Here is a 23,654-nt window from a genome sequence, read left to right as displayed (position 1 = left end):
GCCGTAGAAATGAAAAGTCATTGTCTTAGACTTTTCATTTCTACGGTCACACCAAGCGAAGCGCGGTAGTAGTTTTGAATGAATAGTTCACCAAAGTGAAGTGTCCATTTTCTTGACAGAAGACCAAGATTGAGCCAAAATATTGTGAACTTCAGCCGATTATGTGACAGCTTGAGCCGAATGCTTAAGAACCACTAAAAAAGGACCTCTCCTCACTGGAAAAGTCCTTCCTTGTTTACCTTATGGTAAAAATCCAAACCCTAATCTTCCAAAACCTAAAATTAATGTGAGAATAACTGCAATAACAAGCTGAATCCACCAGCTTTTCGTTGCTTCTTCTCTGCCCATTTTCAAGCTAATCATTTCCATGGCAAAGATAGCCCATATTCCTGCAAGACCTTTAAAGATGGCTTCTCCCATTTGCGGACCGCTGAAATATGCCGCAAGCAGCGTACCACCGGAATATAGTATTAATAAATAGTCCAGACGCAAAATCATTTGTACTATTTTTGCACCTTTTACCTTGCCGGATTTATGCAGTAAAACCACTACAATAAAAAGAATGAATGCCAAGGCCCATGCAGTGACGTGCAGATGTGTATTCATATATGTTCCTCCTATGCATTAATACATAATAAAACTATCATATCATGTACCACTAAGAAATTCATTTGAAAATTATTTGAACACCTCAAACTGGAAGTAAAATTGTTTAAAAACTGTTATACTATAATGTGTAATCGAGATTTAAAATCGGAGGGATAGTATGGTACAAAACAGTCAGCAAATAATTGATCAGACGCAGGAATACGGCGCTAAAAATTACCACCCGCTTCCTGTTGTCATATCAAAAGCGGAAGGTGTTTGGGTTGAAGACCCAGAAGGAAACCGCTATATGGATATGCTAAGTGCATATTCAGCAGTTAACCAGGGACATCGTCACCCAAAAATCATTGATGCATTAAAAAAACAGGCAGACCAAGTAACACTAACCTCACGAGCTTTTCATAATGATCAGTTAGGTCCATGGTATGAAAAAATTTGCAAATTAACAAACAAAGAAATGACGCTCCCAATGAATACTGGTGCAGAAGCTGTCGAGACAGCTATTAAAACTGCACGTCGCTGGGCTTATGATGTTAAAGATGTTCCTGAGGGCAAAGCAGAAATAATTGCTTGTGAAGGCAACTTCCACGGGCGTACGATGGCAGCGGTATCGTTATCTTCCGATGCAGAAAATAAGCGTGGCTTTGGACCAATGCTTCCAGGAATAAAAGTCATTCCATATGGGGATATTGACGCTTTAAAGGCAGCTATAAATGAAAATACTGCAGGCTTCTTATTCGAGCCAATCCAAGGTGAAGCTGGAATTGTCATGCCACCAGAAGGATTCCTTAAAGAAGCATATGATGTATGCTCAGAAAACAATGTATTATATATTGCTGATGAAATCCAGGCAGGTTTAGGTCGAACTGGAAAAATGTTTGCCTGCGACTGGGAGGATGTATCACCTGATATTCTCATTTTAGGAAAGGCTCTGGGTGGTGGTGTATTCCCTATCTCATGTGTCGTTGCCAACAAAAACATACTTGGCGTATTTAACCCGGGATCACATGGTTCCACATTTGGCGGTAACCCGCTCGCATGTGCGGTCTCAGTGGCATCACTCGAAGTATTGGAAGAAGAAAAATTGGCTGACCGGTCATTGGAACTTGGTAAATACATGATGGATGAACTTAAAAGCATTGATAATCCGATGATAAAAGAAGTACGAGGCAAGGGATTATTTATCGGCGTTGAACTGAATGAAGCAGCCCGCCCATACTGCGAGGCATTGAAAGAAAGAGGCCTTTTATGTAAAGAAACACACGAAAACGTAATCCGATTCGCCCCACCACTTATCATTGAAAAAGATGATTTAAAATGGGCAGTAAACCATATTAAAGATGTTTTAAAAGGTTAGAAAACTAGGTTATCACCAAGCCTTAATATAGATAAGCCTTAATTACACTTATGCAGTAAGAAAGGATTTATACTTTCTTTTCTGCCTAGAATTAAATAAAGCTTGGATAATATCTTATTATCCAAGCTTTATCTTTTTGTTTTGATTAAAAGACTCGAGTGTCCTAAAAGTTTATATATTGTGACATAGCATACTGCTCCTGTTACCGAGACGAAACAACATTGCTACAGTATCGCAACTTATGTCTATATGCTAAGATTAAAAAGCTTCAGAACTTAATGAATAAATCCTAGTTTTCAGATGACTTCTCATTCGAGATATCACTAAAAATACCGACATATTTAATGATTTCTCCCTCATCACCTTCAATTGCACTTATCGTCAGCCATTCATGATAGACTTCACCATTTTTACGCTTGTTCCAAATATCACCCTGCCAATAACGATTTTTATCCAACTCATCCCACATGGATTGATAAAAATCAGCTGTATGATAACCAGAGCTTAATATTTTTGTCTTTTCCCCTAAAGCCTCCTCAGCTGTATACCCGGTTACTTCAGTAAAAGCCTTATTCACGTTTGTAATAAATCCTTTTGTATCTGTAACCATAACACCTTGACCTGTGTTTTCCACAATTTCATTGGAAAGCTTAAGCTTGTCTGTATAATACATCCAAATGACAATAATTAAACTTGCTAACGCAAATTGTGATAAAGCCATGAATCCAATTGCATAGTGACCTGTCAGACTGAAAACAGTTGACAGCATTAACGGTGGGAAGAAACCTCCTAACCCCCCCATTGCTGCAACAATACCGTTAACGATACCACCTTGTTTTGAGAAGTAAAAAGGAACCAGTTTAAAAATAGTCCCATTCCCAATCCCGGAACAAATCGCAACGGTTAGCGTACCGACTGTATACAATGTCATCGTTGGAGAAAATGACAGCAAGACACCGGATAATGTTAATCCGGTAAATACAAGGATTAAGATTTTAAAGGGATCAAACTTATCTCCAAGCCAACCACCTAGAGGGCGAATTAATGTACAAAGTGCGATAAACCCAGCTGTACGTAATCCAGCATCAACTTCTGTCAAATTGAATTCTGAGACTAGAAAATTTGGAAGATAAACCGTAAATGCTACAAACGAACCAAAAGTCAGAAAGTAAAATAGACTGAGAAACCATAGCTTTTGATTAAGGTAAACTGCTTTAATTTGATTATTCAACGACGTCGATACCTTTGGTTCATTGCGGTCACCAAAGAAAAAGTTTAATAAGGCGAACAATATAAGCGGTATAATTAATAATCGGACAGTTACTTCCCAGCCAAACTGTCCCGCAATAATCGGGGCTGCAAAAGCAGTTAATGCTGTACCAATATTACCAACACCATAGATTCCATTTACGAAACCATGGCGTTCTTTTGGAAAATACTTAGGAAGTGATGTTACACCAGTAGAGAATATCGCTCCACCGACACCAATGAATAAGCCAGCAATAATTAAGCCGATAAATGAATTAGCTATACTAATATAATAGACTGGAAATATTAAAAAGATAAGACTAATTAAAAATATCCATCTGGCTCCAAAACGATTCGTCCAATAACCGATAGGCACTCGTAAAATTGATCCTAAGATAACAGGAACTGCCGTAACCCAGGACACCTGTCCCATTGTTAAATCAATATCCTCTTTAATAAATGGCATTAATGAGGATAGAATTACCCATACCATAAATCCAACAACTAAACTTAATGTCTGAAGGGGTAATTGTAATTTCTGGTTACTCAATATAACCTCTCCTTTCACTACCAAATTCTAGTGACTTTAAGACGTTCAACAAGGTAAAATATGTAAAAGCATTTTGTCTAGTATAACTTATACACATCTTCTTTTATACCTTTATGCTATGACATTATTGTGGCAGTTTTGCTTTATAGTCACACTACTGTTGTCACTAGGAATCTCTTCGCTTCACTTTTCGTAAAGACTGTTTTTCTTTGTACGTAAAACTTCGCCATATCCATTCAAGCGGTCCAAAGCGATATCTTTCCAGCCACCATTTACTCGAGACAATTTGAAGGCTATAGACAACTGCAACAATCCCCATAGCGACGATTGGCCGCACCGATCCATACAACCCGAAACCTATTCCATAAAACAATATAAAACAGATGACCGATTGCGTTATGTAATTTGTCAGGGACATCCTGCCAACATAAGTGAACGGTTTTATCAACTTTGTTCCAAAACTGCTCCTTGCCAGCAATGTTATAGAGAATAAATAGAATAAAGCAGATGCTGTTCCGCCAAGATTATCCTGAATGTATGAGAACCAAGTCGGATTATTGTATGAATATGGACCCAATTTTAATGCTGCAAAGAATAGCAAACTAATAAACCACACTATCAAAAGTGTTCGTTTATGTTCGTCGGGCTTGTGCAGCCATCCTTTTCTTGCTAGGAACATACCAAATAAAAATAAAGGCAATAATGTTGTTGCTAAAAGAAAACTTGAGAATAAACTATTCGAATAAAACCAATCGCTAGCGTTTTGTGACAAAATCACTGACAGATCACTGCTGCTATAGTTTTCCTTCACCTGGGAAATTTTCGAAGCGTCATAACCGTCCAAAAACGCCCTTGCATCATATAACATTTTAGAAAAGTAGCTAACGCTCAGTCCTAACATCAGCGCTCCCCATACCAATAGCGTTTTATTTTTTCGGTTTACAAATGCTACTAAAAATAAACCAACAACCCCATATGATAATAAAATATCACCATGCCAGATTAAAAATGCATGGATTAAACCAAAACCAATCAATACAAATAGTCTCCGAAATAAAAATGGATAGACATCGATATTTTTTTCCACCAATCGTTCCTTCAGAACCTGAAAGCCAAAGCCAAATAATATCGAGAAAAGTGTATAAAAGCTAGCCTGGAAGAAAATATCAATAAATACTTGAGTATTCTGATCAATAGCGGATGTCCACGCATCTTCCTCTCCGCCATACATAAAATACGGTGCAGAGAAAGCTCCAATGTTTACGACGAAAATCCCTAAAATAGCGAAACCCCGAGCGGCATCAATCCATATTAAACGCTCAGATTCCTTCGATGGCGATACAACATTCATTCGTTCCACTACCTTTCTTAGAAAACTTACTGCCAGAATAACGAACTTTTCTATTATTCTATAAATTAATAATAACTTCTTTCTACTGATTCAACAAATTTTCACCTTCACATAAACTATACGTGAAGGGGGGATTTAGCATGCCAGCAAAAGTCGGAGCAGTCAAAGTAATTAATATAGGCTCGTCCAGCATTTTTAACATTGGAGATGTGTATTCTATGAGCCCGGAAAGTACTGCAAAAACATATGCTGGTGGTGGATCCTTTAATACAGGAGATGGCACTCATATCCAGTTGAAAGAATCGAATACGTATGTACGGGATACAGATGCAGCGGATCAGAATATAGATTAATAATGGAGTGTATACCATGAATTTTACCATTCACCAATCCATAAGTATTCATATGTTAAAAATTGGTGCGATAACTAATTCTTCAGTTGTTCAAATCGGAAGTACTGGGTGTATTCAGGCACAATCTGATATTTACAATACAGGTGAATATGAAGAAGCAGCAGAACCAGCCGAACCTGTTGGTGATGCTTCCATCATTCGGTTGCAACAGCCTGGTCGTTAGCACAATTTCTGCCGTTATGCATATGGTACTATAGGTATTTGCCTAGTTATAAGGAGGGCACACTCTTATGAATAACTGGAATAATTATATGTATAACTTACTTCAACGAATCGATGAGCAGGATAGAAAAATCAGATCACTGGAATCAAGAGTCGAGAAGTTTGAACAAAAAGAACCAAATCATAATAACATTGAAAAAGTTGAATATCATTTTGACCAGCTTAAAATAGAGAATCTCGATGGAACTCTCCATATCGGATTATCACCAAATGACCTGAAAAATATAGAAGATCTCTCTGTTCCAACTGGCAAAACACCATTTAAACAACAGTTATTAACTGATTTAAATAGATATTTAAAAGAAGATGGAACAAACCTAATTCAAAATTTAGCGGATCAGAATAATTTTTCAATTGATAACACCGATCCATCCATACTTATTGAGGATATGGCTAAACAGCTACCCGAACGAATCGCTTTTTACGAAGAAGAATCAAAACGAAGCAAGCAGGAACTTTCAGACGAACAGAAGAAACAATTCATAACAGAGCAAATTAAGAATGAAATTCATCATTCGCTAACAACATATATGGAAAGGAATGATTCAACAAATGAATATGGAAGTTCATAATTGGGGCTTACAAGTCGGAAATGTTCAAATTGATGCGATCACATCGTCATCTGTTTTTTTAGTCGGGGACAGTGAAGAAATAATACTCTCTTCATTCTTCGATACACCGCCAGAAGCAACTATGATAGGTACCATCGTTCCATTATCAGGATGAGGAATTTGTTGATGCAAAAGCGAATAGCTTCCGTAAAGCATATCGAAGTTCATGGTTTAACATATAGTGGTGTGTTTAACATCGGCGATACATCAAACGCCAGACCGAAAACAAGAGGACTCGCAATACAAAAAGAAGGTGCAGCATTTGCTGACGATGAGGGATTGTATTTTAATAAATTCACAATATTTCAACGAGAGGCAAACTGGCCAAGTGATGCTCTTAAAATCCATAAAAATACCCTGAATCATTCTGACATAATTCAGGTTGAAAGTATATCTATTCTCGGCGTAAGTCAATCAGCTATTTTGCATATTGGCAACCTTAACGAATTATCTGCAGAAGCAAGGGTAAAACACTTTCGCCAGTATAGTATCGGCACGGATGACAACATGACATCATAAACTATATGTATCCTGTAATATGATTATGGAGGAATTCTTCATGCCATCAATTGTTGGACCAATAAAAATTAACAGCGTGGGCGGTGGCGTTATCAATTTTGGTGATTCTTTTTATCTGGCACCTAAAAGTACTTCTAAAACTAATACTGGTTCAGGATCACAAAACACTGGCGATTTCATTTGTACCAATAGTGGGTTAAGCTCCACCAATCCATTTGACCCTGATGTGAACGATCAAAATGTAACCGCAAATGCTTAATATTAAAAGAACTGTCTGTTATACGGGCAGTTCTTTTTGCTGTTGTGTTTTTTGCTGAAGTTAATTGAAGTTTCTCCTACCTGGTTAGAGTTCCCCCAACAGAAGATTGAAATCCCGCATTATACAAACCCTCGACCTCCTCCCCTGCCAAAAAAAGCACCCCTTACAAGAGGCGCTTCAAGCTTATTCAAATCCTGATTGATCAATGAATAATAATTGCAAAACATATATAAGTAAAAATGCTGCCATTGCGAGTGAACCCCAGCCAAGTGTTTTTTGCTCCACTTCCAGGTAGTTATTACATATTTGGCTATCCGCTCCGATATACAACAACGCCATTAGTCCAAACATGATAACAAAGAATATATAAATAAGATTTCTGCCAACTTTTCCAAGCTTCATCCAGCTATCACGGAGGGAAACTCCTGCCAAGAAAGGTAAACTAATAAATTTAAAAATCTCTACCATTTGAACAGTAATTGCTTCATCCATTGAACGTGGAATCATCCAGTAACTCCAAATAATAATAAATAAGAGAATTCCAGGTACCCCATTACGATTCCATTTTTCAAAAAAACCCGGAAACTTTATCTGAAAAAATCGTGCCATTAGGAATCCGGATGCTAATAGTAATGGCATTTGCATATGCATATGAATAATCATTATCGATTCCAGTAAATTAGCTACGGGGGGAAGAATCAGAAAGACGAACAGCAGTAAACCATAGATTGCCTGTTTCATCATTTATTCCCCCTCTTCGCTGTTTAGAATATCTACAACAGTACCAGCAGCTTCATCAATTTTGGTGAAATCCATCACTTGCTGCAAATGACCTGTTTTCCCAATCAAATAAAAGGCACTGTTATGTGTAAAATCCCCGTTACCATCAGGAATTACAATTACACCCAGTTTTTCCAGCAGTGAATCCAGTTCAGCCTGGTCATTAATTCTGGCCATACGCCATGTCTCTCCATCGCTGCCGAAATAAGATCTGTATTTGGTTAATGTAGCTGGGTCATCTCTTTTTGGGTCAAAGCTAATACTTAAGAAAACGATGTCCTCACCAATATATTTACTTGGTATCTGCTCATAAACATCTGCCATGTTCATCTCCAGCTGCGGGCATACAGTTGTACAACTTGTATACATGAAAGTCAAAAATACATATTTCGCTTCTGCAAATTCATCAAAAGTATATGTCCGCTCATGACTGTCTTCTAAAGTTACTGGTGGAAATTCAGGCTTATTCTGCAATATTTCATATGTTCTAGCACTTTCTGCTGTGAAAGCACGAAATCCATCAGTTCCAATATAAAATAAACCAATTCCAAATAGGATTACGAGAATGATAGCTATTAAATTATGTCTGTCTTTGATCATAACCGATCACTTCCCAAGTCATTAGTTTTATTTTAAAAAGATAGCCCTGAACAGGACTATCTTTTTAGTTTTGTTTCAACTACCATGTTCTGATTGGTGGTGATCCTGGTGGTCCATTTACCACAAAGTCTACAATTGGAACAACATAAGCCATAGCAACAACCATAAGCATTAAGATGATCCAAATGCTCCACCGTTCTGTCCATAGTGGTGTAGGTGCTTCACTTTCTTCAGTTTCACCAACTGGGAATTCTGTTTCTCCTTTTGGAGCGAAAAACATCATATTAACTACTGCATATACTTGAATGATTACACCTAAAAGTAGTAATGTTCCTCCGAATGCCATAACATACTCATAAGGCACCCAACTTAATGCTATTTCATGGTCTCCATAGGTAGTGAAAGATGTACGTCTTGGGTCACCTAACAGGCCAACTAAATGCTGAGAACCTGACATGAAGATCATTCCAACTGTCCAAACAATTGTCTGTATTACACCGAGTCTATTCATTTGAGGTGTTAGCTTACGTTTGGATAAAAACGGTACAAGCCAATAAGTAATTCCAAAGAATGTTAGTACAACTGTTACACCTACAGTTATATGAAAGTGTCCAACAACCCACATTGTGTTGTGAATTACCTGGTTCATCTGGTTACTTGTATTGACAATTCCACCAGCTCCTCCAGGGATAAAGGCAATCATTGCAATCATAGGAGCTAGGAAACGAACATCTCCCCATGGCAATTTTGTAAACCAGCCTAATAATCCTTTACCTCCACGTTTTCTGCCAGCTCTTTCAAACATAGCGAATATCGCAAATGCAGTCATTAATGAAGGAAATGCGATTGATGTACTCATAAACACGTGTAAAAACTTAACTGATTCTGATATGCCCGGATCGATAATCTGATGGTGAAAACCACCAGGAATGTTTAGGATAACTAATAATATTACTACTACCCTTGCAAGTTTATCACTGAATACTTTGCCGCCGATAATCTTAGGTATAGCCACATACCATGCTGAAATTGCTACGATATACCAAATATTTACCAATGTGTGTCCAAAACTCCAAAATAGTGTGCGGCTAACCATAACGTTAATTGTTTCTTTCCAGCCCAATGACCAAGGAATAAGCGTTAACACTTCGACTGTTACCCCAATACTTCCAAAGAACCAAAGTACGAATACAGCCATTGCGAAGAAAGCATACAGCGGGGTTACTTGACCGCGATGATTTTTTCTCCAGTGATTGTAATTGATAAATGCTCCAAAAGCACATGACCATATACCAAGCACAACAAATACTAACCCGATATAAAAGATAGGTGATGCAGCAAGTGGTGGATAAAAAGTATATAATACAGATGCCTCATTCATTACAATCGTTGCAACTACTAGCACCACTCCTAATAACATGAGTGAAAGTCCTACCCAAGCCATTCTGCGCACTTTTGGAAGTAGTCCTTCTAATGTATGGGATAATACTGCATATAAATATCCGATTGTGAAAGTAGCTGTAAAAACAAGAATTAATAAAATACCGTGTGCTGTTAATACTTGATAATAATTCAACCATGTCGGCAATTCCAGAAGACCTGCCCTCTGAAGTCCCTGTACTAGTCCTAAAATCCCGCCAATAAGCAAAGTAATAAAGGCTACTGATAAATATGATTTCGATATTTTTGCATCCAGAGGATTTACGCCTAATCCTTTATTCGCCTTCTCGCGAAATGTTTCTCTTACTGATTGTTCCATTTGACTTTACCTCCTTTACTTCACCGTGATTGTCGTGGACATTAGCTGATGCCCCGCACCGCAATATTCATTACATAACACTAGATACTCGCCTGGTTCCTCAAATGTGTGTGTTATTTTCTGGATGTGACCCGGCATTACCATCGCATTAATATTTGTTCCAGCAACCTGAAAACCATGTACAACATCTTTTGATGTCATCGTAAATGTCACCTCTGCTCCAGCTGGAACTTCAATATCACTAGGGTTAAAGCCAAATGCTTGTAATGTCATAATAACTTCATATTCGTTTTCTCCAACCTTTTTTACACCAGGCTCATCAAATGGAGCTGTCTGATCTACTTGTTCAGGATCAATCGTATCCTTGTTACTTGGTGGCCCCATACCTAACGCGAATGTTTGATAACCAACTACTACCATAAATAAAATTAAAATACCGGCGCTTAATCCAAGCCAAATTTCTTCTAATCGATGCATATCATTTCCCTCCTATACTCTGGACATATATAGCCAAAAGACTCCTACCCACATAACAACGATGACTCCTAAGACAAATAACACGGAGATCATCGTACCTTTTAATGATTTTTCTTCTTTATTTTCGACTGGAGTACTCGTTTTTGCTGCTTCCATCACAAATCCCCTCCTTGTAAACTATCTTTCTACTACATCTTATTTTTTTACCTGAATTACTGAAGTGAACTAAATCACACGCAAATGTGATTTTAGTTACAGGCAAATTCCCGGTGATTATTTACCGCGAATTCGAATAAAATTAAAGAGCCAAACCCCTTCTATAACAGGGTTTGGCTCTTTAAATGTAACCATTATAATTTGTAACCGCTTCGTCACATTTTCGGAAATTATATTTATTAAAAAACGTTAAAAGGATTCCTAATAAAGGATTTATGTTTTATTAACTTCTAATAAGAGCTGCTTAGAAAAGAAATAAAGGTATGTCTCTTTTACTTGCTCATACCAAATATGTTCAATCGCATGTTTGTACAAATTCATTTGTACTTCATATCGGTCTAATAGTTTATCTTTTACGCGATCCGTTACTTCCTCGGTAATTGCGTCCGTCTTATAGTCAAGAATGATCCATCCATCCTCTTTTGGTATAACACAGTCAATTACACCTTGCACCAATACTTGTTCATCCGTATCATTAGTCCAATTTGCATAGACTTTTTTTGCAGAAAGCGAAATACTGAATGGTATTTCACGATAGATAACCGCAGAATCCATCATTAATTGCGCAATTGGTGTCGTAAAAAACTGTTCAACAGCATCAATATTAATCACTTCTGCTTCCTGCTTTGTCAGGATTTCCCGTTCAGCCAAATGTTCTACAAAATCTTCTATTTCAGATGCGTTCATTGGCCGCGTCATTGGTATATGCTGCATGACGGTATGCATTGCGGTACCACGCTCTGCTGCTGTTATGGGTTTTTGTTTTTGCATAAATGCAGGACGCTTTACGATTGGTGCATGAAACGTTTGAATGAGCTGATCACCGCTGTATTCATCCTTAATCTCACGCTGCCGTTTAATTTCTGTTACGGTTTGTTTAGCACGGTAAGTTGCAGCTTCAAGATATGGATACGTATAGGAAAGGCGGTCGTTAACCGCTTCATCCAGTCCATTGTCATCCAAATCAAGCTTCTGCCACTTCACAATATTTTCCTTACGTTCCAGGTCAGCTTCCGTAACTGTTTCGTCCAAATTAGTTAATGAACTTCCGTGAACAATCGAAACATTCCATTCTGACGGATCAACTTGTATCTCATCCAATACTGCATCGTCAATATCCATCGTCCGCAGTACATCATTCTGTTTGTGACGGATTAAAGCAGGACCCACCCAATCAAGGTACGTTTTCGATTCGATCCTGTAATGTGCTGGAAGAATCCATTCGGAATGATCAATCATTTTCTCCCATTTCTGCTGTTTCTTCTCAAACGATGCAACATTACCGACCATTACTAATTTCTCTTTCGCACGTGTTAATGCAACATATAATACTCGCATTTCTTCGGCCAGAAGCTCTCGCAGCTTTTCTTTCTGCAATGCATGGTGAAACAGTGTCGGATACGTTATCCGTTTGACAGGATCAATATATTTACTGGCAAACCCAAGATCTTTATGCAATAAATAACGTCGCTTCAAATCCATAAAATTAAACTGTTTATCCATAGCACCCAGAATAACCGCTGGGAACTCCAGCCCTTTACTTTTATGAATGGTCATAATTCTAACAACATCCTCTTGCTCACTTAACGCCCGAGCTGCCCCCAGATCATCACCACGCTCCTCCATTCGCTCAATAAAGCGCAGGAAGCGGAATAAACCGCGGAATGATGTTGACTCATACCCTCTGGCACGATCATACAATGCTCTAAGATTTGCTTGACGCTGCCGTCCTCCAGGCATACCGCCAACAAAGTCATAATACCCTGTTTCCCGGTAAATCTGCCAGATCAATTCAGATAAAGCACCCTGTCGTGATGCAAGCCGGTAACGCTCAAGCTGCTCCAGAAAATTACTTACTTTAATTGCTGTATCACCTGAATTCTGCGTTTTAAATGCCTTTAATGCATCATAGTATGTTCCTTTTCGATCTGCCAATCGAACGAGAGACAGCTCCTCTTCATCCAATCCGACAATAGGTGACTTAAGTACAGAAGCAAGCGGAATGTCCTGTCTCGGATTATCAATCACCTTAAGCAGACTTAACATAATTTTTACTTCAATAGCATCAAAATAACCTGTCGAAAGTTCGGCATATACTGGTATTCCCTGTTTTTTCAATTCGTCAACTATTGTTGGTGCCCATGTCATCGAACGCATTAAAATAACAACATCGCGATACTGCAGATCCCGCTGTGTATCTGTTGTTTTATCATAGACTTGTAACGGACTATTTTCTTTCTGTCCAATCCAGCCTTTAATTTTTTCAGCATATGCACGTGCCTCAAGCTGTGCCTTTTCCAGATCCTGATAGTCCTCTTCTTCCTGTGAAATATCCTCGCTTTCCTCTGGTACCTCACGATCAATAATCATCAGTTCTGGCTGTGGTTCAGTATGTGGTAATGTATCATACATTTTATTTGCATAAATCAGCTCAGCGTCCTCATCATAGGCAATTTCCCCTAATTCTTCGTCAAGGATTTGTCTGAAAATATAGTTAGCACCAACCAGGACATGTTCACGGCTGCGGAAATTACTTGCCAAATCGATTCGTCTGGCAGGAATCCCTTCATCAGCAAAACGTTTGTATTTCTGGATAAATAACGATGGTTCTGCATGCCGAAAGCGATAGATACTTTGCTTCACATCTCCAACCATAAACCTGTTTCCTGGACCTGTCTGATCGCTAATTAGTGTTAAAATTGTTTCCTGAACAAGGTTTGTATCCTGATACTCATCTATTAATAACTCACTGAACTGTTTTTGCAGATTGACGGCCACGCTTGACGGTAAAATATTATCCGCCGTGGACGAATCGTCAATTAACAACTGCAGGCAGTAATGTTCCAAGTCGGAAAAGTCAACAATAGCTCGTTCACGCTTTTGTTCTGTAAAACGTGTTTTAAATTGTTTCACAATCTCCGTCAATTGCCTGATGACCGGAGCCAGTTCCTGCATATCTGCAATGTGGCCTGCCAAATCACGGCTGAACCAGCCCTCTTTCATTTCATTCCAGCGTTTCTTATAGCTATCACGCAATTTTTTCACTTTATCTTTTTTGGTATCATCACAATCGACTTTCTTCCCTGATAGTTTTGCAAAAGAACTTGTCACCATATGTGCTTGCAAATCATTCCAAGAATTCAGATGTGCCAGTGCTATTTGCAAGTTCTCCGCGTCTGAATCAATTGCATCCGCATAATGGTATGGCCCATCGCTTTCTCTTGTTAATTCCATTGCAAGATTTATTTCTTGCTGCATCGCTTCAAGCTGGTTTTTAGCTTCTCTTTTTATGATTGACAGCCATGGCAGTTGATCTTCATTCCAATCATTCGGAATATCATAGACGTCTGCAATTTGATCAAGCCACATATCAGGCCATGGATTTTGTGCAGCAAATGTATATAAATCAAGTACTAGACTTTCCACATCTGCATCACTTCGATCACTGGAAAAACGGTCTACTACAGCAAAAAATCTCTTTTGATCTTCGCCTTCTTTTCCGTACCATTCTTCAAATAAATCGTCAATTACTTCCTGCTTAATCAAATCTGCTTCCATATCATTTGCGATACGAAAAGCAGGATCAATATCCAGTAAATAAGCATATTGTTTAACCGTATCAAGGCAAAACGAGTGCAAGGTAGATATGGATGCACGCTGCAGAAGTGATAATTGCTTTTTAAGATGTGGTGAGCTCGGGTCTTCTGCCAATGCTTCTTCCAGTGCCAATCCAACCCTGTTCCGCATTTCCTGAGCTGCAGCGTTGGTAAATGTTACAACAAGCAGCGAATCAATATCTACAGGGTTATCCTTCTTAATTAACTTTTGAATTATCCGCTCGACAAGGACAGCTGTTTTCCCCGAACCCGCAGCCGCGGCTACGAGCACATCACTGCCATCCGTATAGATTGCCTGTTCTTGTTCCTTTGTCCAACTAGCCATTACATTTCCTCCTTATGACGGAGTCTTTCCAGTATTTCGTCATCCTTTAAGTCTGTTAGCTTCCGATAATTATTTTCTTCAAGAATCGGATCAAATTGACAGACCGATAAGAATGGGCAATACGTGCAAGCCGTGTTCTGTTTATGCTGGAATGGATTTAAATGTACGCCACCAGACGTCATATCAATCCCCGCCTGCATCATGAGGTGATGAATATGCTGCTGCAAACTCGAAAACGTCTCATTGTCAGCAACCTTGGAGCTGCTGTAAAAATCACCATTCTTCTTCATTCCTGCCGGTATCACCTGACTTGTTCCTGACTCAAGTGATGTATCCATCATTTTTACAATCTGCTCATCTGACAGCAGTAATCCTTGCATTTTATACTTTTTGAATATTTCTTTTTCAATTTCATCATCAGCCATTTTCAGCTTGCCTGAAACCATTGGATTATGCACATGGAAGTAGAGAACCCCAGCTGGTGTTGCTTTTGCACCGAGCCACTCTTCTGAATGGGACAGCACAACATCAAGGTAGGTCAGCATCTGTAAAGCAAGTCCATAATAAACCTCTACCAAATTTAATCCTTTTGCACTTGATTTGTAATCAATAATCCGCAAGAATAAATCCTCATTATGGAGCGCCTTATCAACCCGGTCAATCCGTCCACGCAGCATTAGTTCAAACCCATTGTCCAACTGCATTGTGACAGGCGGCAATGCCTTGTTATCGTCAAACCCAAAGCCAAGCTCTAGTCCAACTGGTGAAAAATCACTTTGCCGTGATTGTTCACTTAAAATATACGTAGCTCTTGTAATAACTTCCTGCAGTTTTTGCTGGATATATTTATATCGATTTGAGCTATGCAGAATCTGATGCTGTAAAATCGGTGCAAGATTATCGACCGCTTTTTGCGCATAGCTTGCACTGTCATTTTTGGATAACTGGGAAAAGTCCTTACCCTCAGCTTGAATCCATTCGGTTATTTTTTTCAATGCCTCGTGGAATAACTGACCAATATCAGGCGCATCCAATTTATATGTTTTTCGCTCATCCAATTTAAGACTATATTTGGCAAAATGCTGATAAGAACAACGATAGTATGATTCCAGTCTCGATACACTTGCTTTCACCTGCTTCGGATAGAGCTGTTCAGTTGTTTCTTTTGTTAAATTAATCGGACGATTCTGGTAATATAAACTTTGTAAAATTGTATAGGTTGTACTATATTTCGGATGGTTTTCAATATACCAGTTCAGTACATGCCACCAAACTGGCTTCACAGGGTACCCTTTTCGACTGCGGGCCAACTGTGCTGTTAACGCCGCCCTTGTTTTAACCGGGGTCGTGATAAACCGATCCGCATCTGTTAATTCATCCGGATCCTGCAGTAACAAGTGGTTGCTGCATGAAGGGAATAGATCCTCCATCCGTTTGATCAGCTGTGATGGCATTTTGGATTTACCTTCTTCATCACTTAATGGATAACTTAGCCATAAATAATTGGTTGCAGATGTGAATGCAACATACATATAGAACCAGTCATCAAGCAATTGCCGTTTACTGCTCTCGGCAAGCTGGATTCCGTGTCCTGCTAATAATTCCCGTTCCTGTTCATTGATCATACCTTCTGCCGCCGGTTTCATTGGCCAAACACCATCATTCACACCAAGTAAAAAGGAGCATTTCATACCACTGATTCTTGACCTGTCAATGGTACCGACGATGACATGGTCCATACTTGGGGGCACATGAGAAAAAGTTAGTGAATCGAATCCCGCCTCAATCGTCGTACGGAAAGTATCCAGGTTCATCATTTCGTTCCCGGCCAATTCGACCATCTCATCAAAAAGCTGGATCACTGCATCCCACACTTGCTCTTGCTCGCGGGCCTTTTCGATTTGACCTTCTCTATCATACATTTCCCGCACCTGCTCCAGCCGTTGTGGTACGCCCAATTGTTCTATTAGCAAATAGACTATTTCGCATAATTCACTAATCGTATCTGCTTTTCTTATGTCTTTGTCAAATTGCTGTAATGCTTGTACTACTTGATTTCTGTACGCATTTATTCGATTTTGGGTTTCTTTTTCCGAATCTGTTTGTGCTGATTGATCAAACCCTCGAAAGCGCTGAAAAATCCACTGTTTATCGCCCATCCATCGTTCCCGCGAACGAATTCCATATTCAAGTACATAGTTTTCCAACTCATCAATGGCATCATTGGTAAGTGGATACTTCTTATCGGTGGATGGGATAAATCCAGTTTTCAGAACCCGAAAAATAGCATCATACCGCCAATTACCTTCTACAATGTCCAGGACAGAACGAATAAACTCAATCAGGGAATGATTCAGCATTGTCCGTTTTTCATCAATAAAAACTGGAATATCATAATCACTAAAAATAGTATCTATTAAATCGTGATACATATCTGACTGGCGAATAAACACAGCCATATCCTGGAAACGATAGTCTTCTTCACGTACCAGTCGTAATATTTCCTGGGCTGCACCTTCCACCTCTGCACGGGGATGTACTGCCTCAGCAATTTGCAGTGGAACCTTACCACTATATTCAGGTGCAGGTCGCACATCAAAGTTTTGTTCTAAGTGGGCAAAATACGGCCGTTCCTTAAATCTGCCATTCACTGGATCTAGTACAACTGTTTCATCTACGCTAATATTATTCTCCGAAGCAATTGTTTTTAGTATCTGGTATGTTTCTTTCGTTTGGTAAAACAAGTCCAGCTCAGATAGTTCTTCCTCTTCTGGATTATCGACTGTTAATGCAATGGTCACTGATTTACACTTTTTCATTAATGCTTCAACAACAAGGAGCTCCTTTGGCGAAAATCGGTGGAACCCATCCAAGTAAATTTCGGCATCCTCAAGTAATGTGGCATCCTTAATCTTTTCTGCAAGCAACTGCAGCTGGTCCTCACTATCAATATATTTACCTTGCAGTGCATGCACCAAGTTTTCATATATGTACGATAAATCATTTAATTTATCCGATAAAGCAACTTCACCAGATTCTTTATGAACAAACTGATTCATCTGTTCAATTTGCATGTATAACATTTCAGGGGTAATACGATATCGCTTGAATTCGGTAATCATTTTTTCCAGCTGTTCAAGGAACCCCTGTTTCTCTAAAGCCTTTTGAAATACATTCCACTCCGATTCTTTCTCTTCAATAATCTTTCGGAGCATCATTTGAATACCGACCGAGCTAATAAACTGTCTCGTACCGCCACCTGTCTGCTGCAGGACCCTCCACGCCAGACGTGAAAAACTGGTAACCTGTGCACGAATACTTCCATGGATATCCTGACCATTAAACAAGGCATACTCCTGCTGAAAAGTCATTTGATCCGGTACGATATAAAATATTGGCCTGCCTTGTGGATTATCAATCAGTTTTCCTTTAATCTCATCCAATGATCTTCCACTTTTACCAGTACCAGATCTGCCTAATAAAAATCGGATCCCCATAATTTTTCCCCCCTTATTGAAATTTCTTACTCAAAATTTGTTGTTATTAACTGAACTTTCGCATCTATAGAATTAGCTCAAACAGCTATCTACTTCTTAAGACTCATTACTTAGAAAAAGCAACAATCTTTTAGAAAACAACCTTACTAAAAGAGCTTCAATAAAAAAACCTCTATCCCCTATTTTATCAGAGACAAAGGCTTAATTATAGTTAATTGCCGAAGCTTAATTGCATTTGGGAAAATGGCCAATACGTTATATCTACCTTCCCGACAAGTTTATTAACCGATACAAAACCAAACGTACGGCTGTCTAAACTAGATTCACGATTGTCCCCCATAACAAACAAGTTCCCTTCTGGTACTTTCGTCTTCCCAGTCTTTTCCTTCAGTGTAAAGTCTTTTGTATATGGCTTTATCTCATCCATCTTCTTTAATGGTTCCAAAAAGTTTTCTTTTACATACTTTCCATTTATAAAAAGCATATCATCCTTGTATTCTATTTCATCACCAGGCAGCCCAATAACTCGTTTCACATAATCATCTTTTTTGCTTGCATGGAACACAATAACATCAAAACGATCGACATCCTTCAAATCGTATACCACTTTATTTACCATTAACAGGTTTCCATCATAAAGGGTTGGTTCCATCGATTCACCGTCAACAACATAGCTTGCAAATAAAAAAGATCGAAAAAGAAACGCCAATGCTATTGTTAATAAAACAATAGGAATAATTCTGCGTAAATATTTTCTTTTCATTCAAATTTCCTCCAGGGTATTTTCTTTGCGGTTTAGCTGAAGCACCAAAACTTTATATAGACGCTTACGCTTCTGCTTTTCTCTCTGTCTAGCATACCCCGTTCTGATAATTTCTAACCTAATCTCTTTCGGATATTTCTTTGATTAATGCTTTTCGTTGTAAACGGCGCTCAATATATTTACCGATAAGCCAAAATGATACAATGCATATCCCAACAACTATCGTTTTCACCGGTTCTTTTGCAAATTCAAATATACTTGACCCTACATAAGCTATGGAAAATATCATGACAGATTTACCAAGCAATACTGCCAATATAAACTGTTGAATACTTATATTGGATAACCCCGATACAACATTAATCACCGACGATGGCGAAAAAGGAAAACACATTAACAGAAACAACGGCCCAAACCCTCGCCGTTCAACCCAGCCAGTAACCTTATGTACTTGTTTATTGTTACGGATTGCTTTAAAAAGTCGCTTATCACCAAGTCTTCGTATGATTAGAAAAACTAAAATAGCTCCAATCGATGAACCCGCCCATGACAGCAAAAAACCCTCCAGTAACCCGTATGCCGCTGCATTCGCAAACACAAAAACAACTAACGGCAGAAATGGCAAAAATGCCTCAATGAAAGGTAACACAATCCCTGGCAGTGGCCCTAAACTCTCATATTCATTTAATAGTTGCATGATATAGTCATCTAACTTATCTTCCTGAAGTAATACCTTAAAATTAGCTATAAAATATAACAGATCCATTAATGAAGTCTCCCCTAATCATCTATCAACAAAATACACACCCTAATTCACAAAAGCGGAAGCGCCTGTCTAGCGACGTATGGACTGTGCCAAGCGCTGCGGTAGGTCACGTTGCCGCGCAAAGCAGCGGTCTTAGTCGATTTTCCCTTTCCCAAAGATAAAGAATACACGTAGAGCGAAAGCTGCCCCACAGGACGTGGGGTAGTTGATGCTGCTACAGGATGTGTTGTGTTTTAGTCGAACATCCTTTACTTCTTATCTTAAACACGGAGAGGGAAGTCCACTAGGCGCTATGTACTGAAGCTAGACGTAGCTGATGCGGTAGTTCAGTTATCCAAGCACTCCCATTTTATAAATTCTTATGCAACAAGTTTATCTACTTTTATTTTAAATTAAACCTCATTATCTGGAAAGCAGAAATAAAGTTTTTGGCCTCTTTCTTTTCACCTGCAGATTTTTTAGTGTATTTTTCATACATTTTATCATATAATAATTACAGAACATGCGTTCGATTAATGGAGGGTTATCATGCGCTATCTTAATGAAGAAGAATTACAGTTAGCTTCACGCTTTCTATTCCTTTCGATGGCAATGGTTGTTATTCAACAGGATATTCAACACGTCCAGCAAGGAGCTTTTAAAATTAAAGAACCTTATATTGAGCTTTTGGAAAAAATGAATTCAGAAGCAGCTAATGAGCGAAGGAAATTACGAAAATTGATGGAAGACGGGAGAATACAAGTAGTGACATTAAATAAGAACGACTCCTTTTCTTCGTTTTTATTTATTTGCAAAGGTCGGGAAGAAAAACGTAATTATTTTAATCCTGCCATTCGCAAAAAAGTGGAACTAATTGTTCAGGAACTTATGCAAAAGGCTCTGCCACCACATCAGCATTCTGTCTCTGCAAATACTTAATGCGGTTATCCAATAAATAGCGATATTGTGCAGTCCGATGTACCTGATTGAGCATCGATCCGTGAGATACTTCCAGAAGAATAGATTTGCCATTATTGAATACTACTTTGGTAAACCGGTCCGGCCCTTTTAAAACCTGATCAATATGAGAATGTGCAATCCATGAACACTTTGGATTTGTTGGTGCAATTGTGGGAAAGAAATACATGCCACTGGTAGGATCAATCGATATGGGAGCTTTATGTGTGATTCCACAAATATCGCGGGTGCCGTCCTGACGACCTCGCAAACTGGATCCGAAGAACTTGCAAGCATAATCGATGACTTTACTTGGAGACTGTTGAACAAAATACTCTTCCTGTTCTTCTAAAACAGTTGTATTGGTATTTCCGTTTTCATCATGCTTTGCTATAACTGCCATGGTAAGAGGAGTTACTTCGTGCGATGGAAAATAAACTTCATTTAACATATTATCTTCATCCTTTCATAATTAAATGAAAAGAAAGAGGCTTATCTATAATTTACCAAATTCCGAGTAAAAAGTGTATTAAAAATTTAAATTTTCAACAAATTATTAACGAAGTTCACATTTTAGACATAATTAATCAGTTGAATCTGGTGAATTGTCACTATTGCCAGTATTTTCGTCAGTTATCTGTTCCTTTTCCCCACTTTGGTCCAGTTGTGCATGAAAATCTGGATTTAAAATTGTAAAAGTAGCTAACTCAGGCGTGTCATTATTTTTTTTCATCACTAACAAATCCTTTTATTTTTAGTATTCCAGGATTTGAGCCCAAATATACTTAGCATGAGGGCCATAACATAGAGAAGAGATGCCCCAGTATCCAGAACATCTCTTTTCTCTATAAATTCTACTGTTCTACTTTATCACGCAAATTCTTTCGCAAAATTTTGCCTGTCGTATTCTTTGGTAATTCATCCAAAAATTCAATTTTGGATGGTACTTTATATTTTGCTAAATGACCTTTGCAAAAGTCTAATAAAACATCTTCATTTAAGGAGGGGTCTTTTGTAACGACAAAGCATAGTACCGATTCACCGGTCTCAGAGTGAGGTGTACCAATTACTGCTGCTTCAGCTATACTTGGATGCTGATATAGCACTTCTTCTACTTCTCGAGGATAAACATTATACCCGCCGACAAGAATCATATCTTTTTTCCGGTCAACAATGTAAAAATATCCTTCATCATCCATTCGAGCCATATCTCCAGTGTGAAGCCAGCCATCTCTTAATGCCACAGCCGTTTCTTCATCAAGTTTATAATATCCTTTCATCACATTTGGCCCACGAACAGCTAATTCGCCGACTTCACCTGCCTCAACTTCCTCACCAAATTCATCAACAACTTTGTTTTCGACATTTATAATACTCTTACCAATAGAGCCAGGTTTTCTAGGCTGATCCAATGGATTAAAGCAGGTAACTGGTGATGCTTCAGACAGCCCATACCCTTCAGAAACTTTTGCATTAAACGCTTCTTCAAACTGGCCAAGTAAAGCAACAGGCATCGCTGCCCCGCCGGAGATACAAAGACGGATTCCAGTAAATGCTGAAGTATTACCTTCTGCACTTTGAAGCAGGTAATTATACATTGTTGGTACCCCTGCAAAAATCGTTGCTTTGTGATCAACTGCTATCTTAAATACTTCCTGCGGCGAGAATTTTGGCATAATCAATACAGTCCCGCCATTCATTAATGGTGCATTCAACGAAACGGTTAGGCAAAAGACATGGAACATCGGCAACGCTGCTATAACGCGATCCTCTCCATTAATTGTTAAATAATCGGCTGTATCCTTTGCGTTCGAATAGATGTTTTTATGAGATAACATTGCACCTTTTGGCTTACCAGTAGTTCCTGACGTGTACAAAATGATCGCTGTATCATTGTCACTCATTTGTGGTCCATCAAATTCCAGACTTCCTTCCTGTACCAGTTGAGTAAACGATTTCAATTTAGCCGATAATGAACTTTCCTCTAACGAAATACCCGCGCCACTTTCGCATGATATATAGTGCTTCACACTTGGAACCTGATCAGCAATAGCTTCAAATTTCTCAAGTAGCACATCCATAGTAATGACAGCTTTCACATCACCATTCTTCAGTATGTAACTCATTTCAGGTGCTGTATATAACGGGTTAATTGGAACGACGACTGCTCCCATACGAAGCGCACCATAAAGTGCAATTACATAATATGGGCTGTTTCCAACTACCAGAGCAATATGGTCCCCCTTTTTATAACCCATTTCTTTTAATCGTGAAGCAAATTTTGTAACAGATCCTTCCAGTTCCATATAGCTAGTCTCGTTATCCTGAAATACATATGCAGTTTTGTGCGGATTCTCTTTAGCTGTTATGGATAATTGTTCTGTTAAGTTCACTTTATATCCCCCTATATAATTGATATGAATGAATAATCATTCATTTTTATAATAAAATTTATATTAATTATAAAATACAGAAAACGACAAATCAAGTGAAAGCGCTTGCTGATTCATTAAAAAACGAACCTCCCAGCAATAAGTAGTTTTGGCGTATAATTCCAATGGTTAACAATAGATATAAACTGCGAAGTACTGATTGGGTGCAGTAACACCGCTACGGAAATACACTTCGCGCACCTATGGCGGCTGTTGAGCCCTCTTCGTGCTAACGCACTCAGATGTCTCATCTAGGCCTTTCCTCCCCCAGGAGTCTACGTGTATTTCCTGCGCTAGGATTTGCTCATTATAATTTGATAAAATAACAAAATATACATTTTGATGGAAAA

General features: G+C 38.6%; 23 protein-coding genes. 8 read left to right on the top strand and 15 right to left on the bottom strand.

Going from position 1 to position 23,654, the window contains the following annotated elements:
* Nucleotides 1–240: 240 nt before the first annotated feature.
* Nucleotides 241–606, bottom strand: coding sequence for a YisL family protein (locus ACE1TG_RS04115; protein WP_375051082.1), 366 nt, complete (start codon nt 604–606; stop codon nt 241–243).
* Nucleotides 607–766: 160 nt separating this feature from the next.
* Here ACE1TG_RS04115 and ACE1TG_RS04110 point away from each other — a divergent pair, with 160 nt between their 5' ends.
* Entirely contained in the window at nt 767–1,963 is a 1,197-nt protein-coding gene (locus ACE1TG_RS04110) for an ornithine--oxo-acid transaminase (RefSeq protein ID WP_375051081.1), read from the top strand.
* Nucleotides 1,964–2,252: 289 nt separating this feature from the next.
* On the opposite strand, the gene ACE1TG_RS04105 is transcribed toward ACE1TG_RS04110, so the two are convergent.
* Entirely contained in the window at nt 2,253–3,761 is a 1,509-nt protein-coding gene (locus ACE1TG_RS04105; protein ID WP_375051080.1) for a nitrate/nitrite transporter, read from the bottom strand.
* 166 nt (nt 3,762–3,927) lie between these two features.
* On the bottom strand, nt 3,928–5,112 hold the full coding sequence (locus ACE1TG_RS04100; RefSeq protein ID WP_375051079.1) for a DUF418 domain-containing protein: 1,185 nt from the start codon (nt 5,110–5,112) through the stop codon (nt 3,928–3,930).
* 140 nt (nt 5,113–5,252) lie between these two features.
* Here ACE1TG_RS04100 and ACE1TG_RS04095 point away from each other — a divergent pair, with 140 nt between their 5' ends.
* The 6 genes from ACE1TG_RS04095 to ACE1TG_RS04070 all read left to right on the top strand — a co-directional run bounded on the left by ACE1TG_RS04095 (nt 5,253) and on the right by ACE1TG_RS04070 (nt 7,136).
* Nucleotides 5,253–5,465 (top strand): spore germination protein, encoded by a 213-nt coding sequence (locus ACE1TG_RS04095; protein ID WP_375051078.1) that lies wholly within the window; start codon nt 5,253–5,255, stop codon nt 5,463–5,465.
* 16 nt (nt 5,466–5,481) lie between these two features.
* Nucleotides 5,482–5,688 (top strand): spore germination protein GerPB, encoded by a 207-nt coding sequence (locus tag ACE1TG_RS04090; RefSeq protein ID WP_375051077.1) that lies wholly within the window; start codon nt 5,482–5,484, stop codon nt 5,686–5,688.
* A 67-nt stretch (nt 5,689–5,755) separates the two neighbouring features.
* On the top strand, nt 5,756–6,319 hold the full coding sequence (gene gerPC, locus ACE1TG_RS04085) for a spore germination protein GerPC (RefSeq protein ID WP_375051076.1): 564 nt from the start codon (nt 5,756–5,758) through the stop codon (nt 6,317–6,319).
* Nucleotides 6,300–6,473, top strand: coding sequence for a spore gernimation protein GerPD (locus ACE1TG_RS04080; protein WP_375051095.1), 174 nt, complete (start codon nt 6,300–6,302; stop codon nt 6,471–6,473). The genes gerPC and ACE1TG_RS04080 overlap by 20 nt, the downstream gene beginning before the upstream one ends.
* A gap of 11 nt (nt 6,474–6,484) precedes the next feature.
* Nucleotides 6,485–6,877 (top strand): spore germination protein GerPE, encoded by a 393-nt coding sequence (locus tag ACE1TG_RS04075; RefSeq protein WP_375051075.1) that lies wholly within the window; start codon nt 6,485–6,487, stop codon nt 6,875–6,877.
* A gap of 40 nt (nt 6,878–6,917) precedes the next feature.
* A complete protein-coding gene (locus ACE1TG_RS04070) occupies nt 6,918–7,136 on the top strand; it encodes a spore germination protein (protein ID WP_375051074.1) in 219 nt (72 codons plus the stop codon).
* A gap of 183 nt (nt 7,137–7,319) precedes the next feature.
* Here ACE1TG_RS04070 and ACE1TG_RS04065 read toward each other — a convergent pair whose 3' ends face one another.
* The 9 genes from ACE1TG_RS04065 to ACE1TG_RS04025 all read right to left on the bottom strand — a co-directional run bounded on the left by ACE1TG_RS04065 (nt 7,320) and on the right by ACE1TG_RS04025 (nt 19,936).
* Nucleotides 7,320–7,880, bottom strand: a complete 561-nt coding sequence (locus ACE1TG_RS04065) for a hypothetical protein (protein ID WP_375051073.1) — start codon at nt 7,878–7,880, stop codon at nt 7,320–7,322.
* The gene (locus ACE1TG_RS04060) at nt 7,881–8,516 is read right to left on the bottom strand and encodes an SCO family protein (protein WP_375051072.1); all 636 of its coding nucleotides are present in this window, start codon (nt 8,514–8,516) and stop codon (nt 7,881–7,883) included.
* 79 nt (nt 8,517–8,595) lie between these two features.
* Complete coding sequence (locus ACE1TG_RS04055; protein ID WP_375051071.1) at nt 8,596–10,275, bottom strand: cbb3-type cytochrome c oxidase subunit I; 1,680 nt, start codon at nt 10,273–10,275, stop codon at nt 8,596–8,598.
* A gap of 15 nt (nt 10,276–10,290) precedes the next feature.
* Nucleotides 10,291–10,752, bottom strand: coding sequence for a cytochrome c oxidase subunit II (locus ACE1TG_RS04050; RefSeq protein ID WP_375051070.1), 462 nt, complete (start codon nt 10,750–10,752; stop codon nt 10,291–10,293).
* A 12-nt stretch (nt 10,753–10,764) separates the two neighbouring features.
* On the bottom strand, nt 10,765–10,908 hold the full coding sequence (locus ACE1TG_RS04045; protein ID WP_375051069.1) for a cytochrome c oxidase subunit 2A: 144 nt from the start codon (nt 10,906–10,908) through the stop codon (nt 10,765–10,767).
* Between the two features lie 273 nt (nt 10,909–11,181).
* Nucleotides 11,182–14,910 carry a helicase-exonuclease AddAB subunit AddA gene (gene addA, locus ACE1TG_RS04040; RefSeq protein ID WP_375051068.1) on the bottom strand — a complete coding sequence of 1,243 codons (3,729 nt, stop codon included), beginning with the start codon at nt 14,908–14,910 and terminating at the stop codon, nt 11,182–11,184.
* Nucleotides 14,910–18,407 (bottom strand): helicase-exonuclease AddAB subunit AddB, encoded by a 3,498-nt coding sequence (addB, locus tag ACE1TG_RS04035; RefSeq protein ID WP_375051067.1) that lies wholly within the window; start codon nt 18,405–18,407, stop codon nt 14,910–14,912. Before addB ends, addA begins: the two co-directional genes overlap by 1 nt.
* A gap of 211 nt (nt 18,408–18,618) precedes the next feature.
* Nucleotides 18,619–19,170 carry a signal peptidase I gene (gene lepB / locus ACE1TG_RS04030; protein ID WP_375051066.1) on the bottom strand — a complete coding sequence of 184 codons (552 nt, stop codon included), beginning with the start codon at nt 19,168–19,170 and terminating at the stop codon, nt 18,619–18,621.
* A 118-nt stretch (nt 19,171–19,288) separates the two neighbouring features.
* A complete protein-coding gene (locus tag ACE1TG_RS04025) occupies nt 19,289–19,936 on the bottom strand; it encodes a TVP38/TMEM64 family protein (protein WP_375051065.1) in 648 nt (215 codons plus the stop codon).
* A gap of 528 nt (nt 19,937–20,464) precedes the next feature.
* Here ACE1TG_RS04025 and ACE1TG_RS04020 point away from each other — a divergent pair.
* The gene (locus ACE1TG_RS04020; RefSeq protein ID WP_375051064.1) at nt 20,465–20,854 is read left to right on the top strand and encodes a YhjD family protein; all 390 of its coding nucleotides are present in this window, start codon (nt 20,465–20,467) and stop codon (nt 20,852–20,854) included.
* On the opposite strand, the gene ACE1TG_RS04015 is transcribed toward ACE1TG_RS04020, so the two are convergent.
* From ACE1TG_RS04015 to ACE1TG_RS04005, 3 genes are all read right to left on the bottom strand, one after another.
* A complete protein-coding gene (locus ACE1TG_RS04015) occupies nt 20,802–21,323 on the bottom strand; it encodes a competence protein ComK (protein WP_375051063.1) in 522 nt (173 codons plus the stop codon). The genes ACE1TG_RS04020 and ACE1TG_RS04015 overlap by 53 nt on opposite strands.
* 132 nt (nt 21,324–21,455) lie before the next feature.
* Complete coding sequence (locus ACE1TG_RS04010; RefSeq protein ID WP_375051062.1) at nt 21,456–21,608, bottom strand: hypothetical protein; 153 nt, start codon at nt 21,606–21,608, stop codon at nt 21,456–21,458.
* Nucleotides 21,609–21,726: 118 nt separating this feature from the next.
* Entirely contained in the window at nt 21,727–23,265 is a 1,539-nt protein-coding gene (locus tag ACE1TG_RS04005) for a fatty acid--CoA ligase family protein (RefSeq protein ID WP_375051061.1), read from the bottom strand.
* Nucleotides 23,266–23,654 lie beyond the last annotated feature (389 nt).

It is taken from the genome of Virgibacillus sp. JSM 102003, from assembly GCF_041949995.1.
Taxonomy (GTDB): Bacteria; Bacillota; Bacilli; order Bacillales; family Amphibacillaceae; genus Lentibacillus.
Note: the sequence above shows the minus strand (reverse complement) of the source record. Positions and strands in the feature narration are given on the sequence as shown.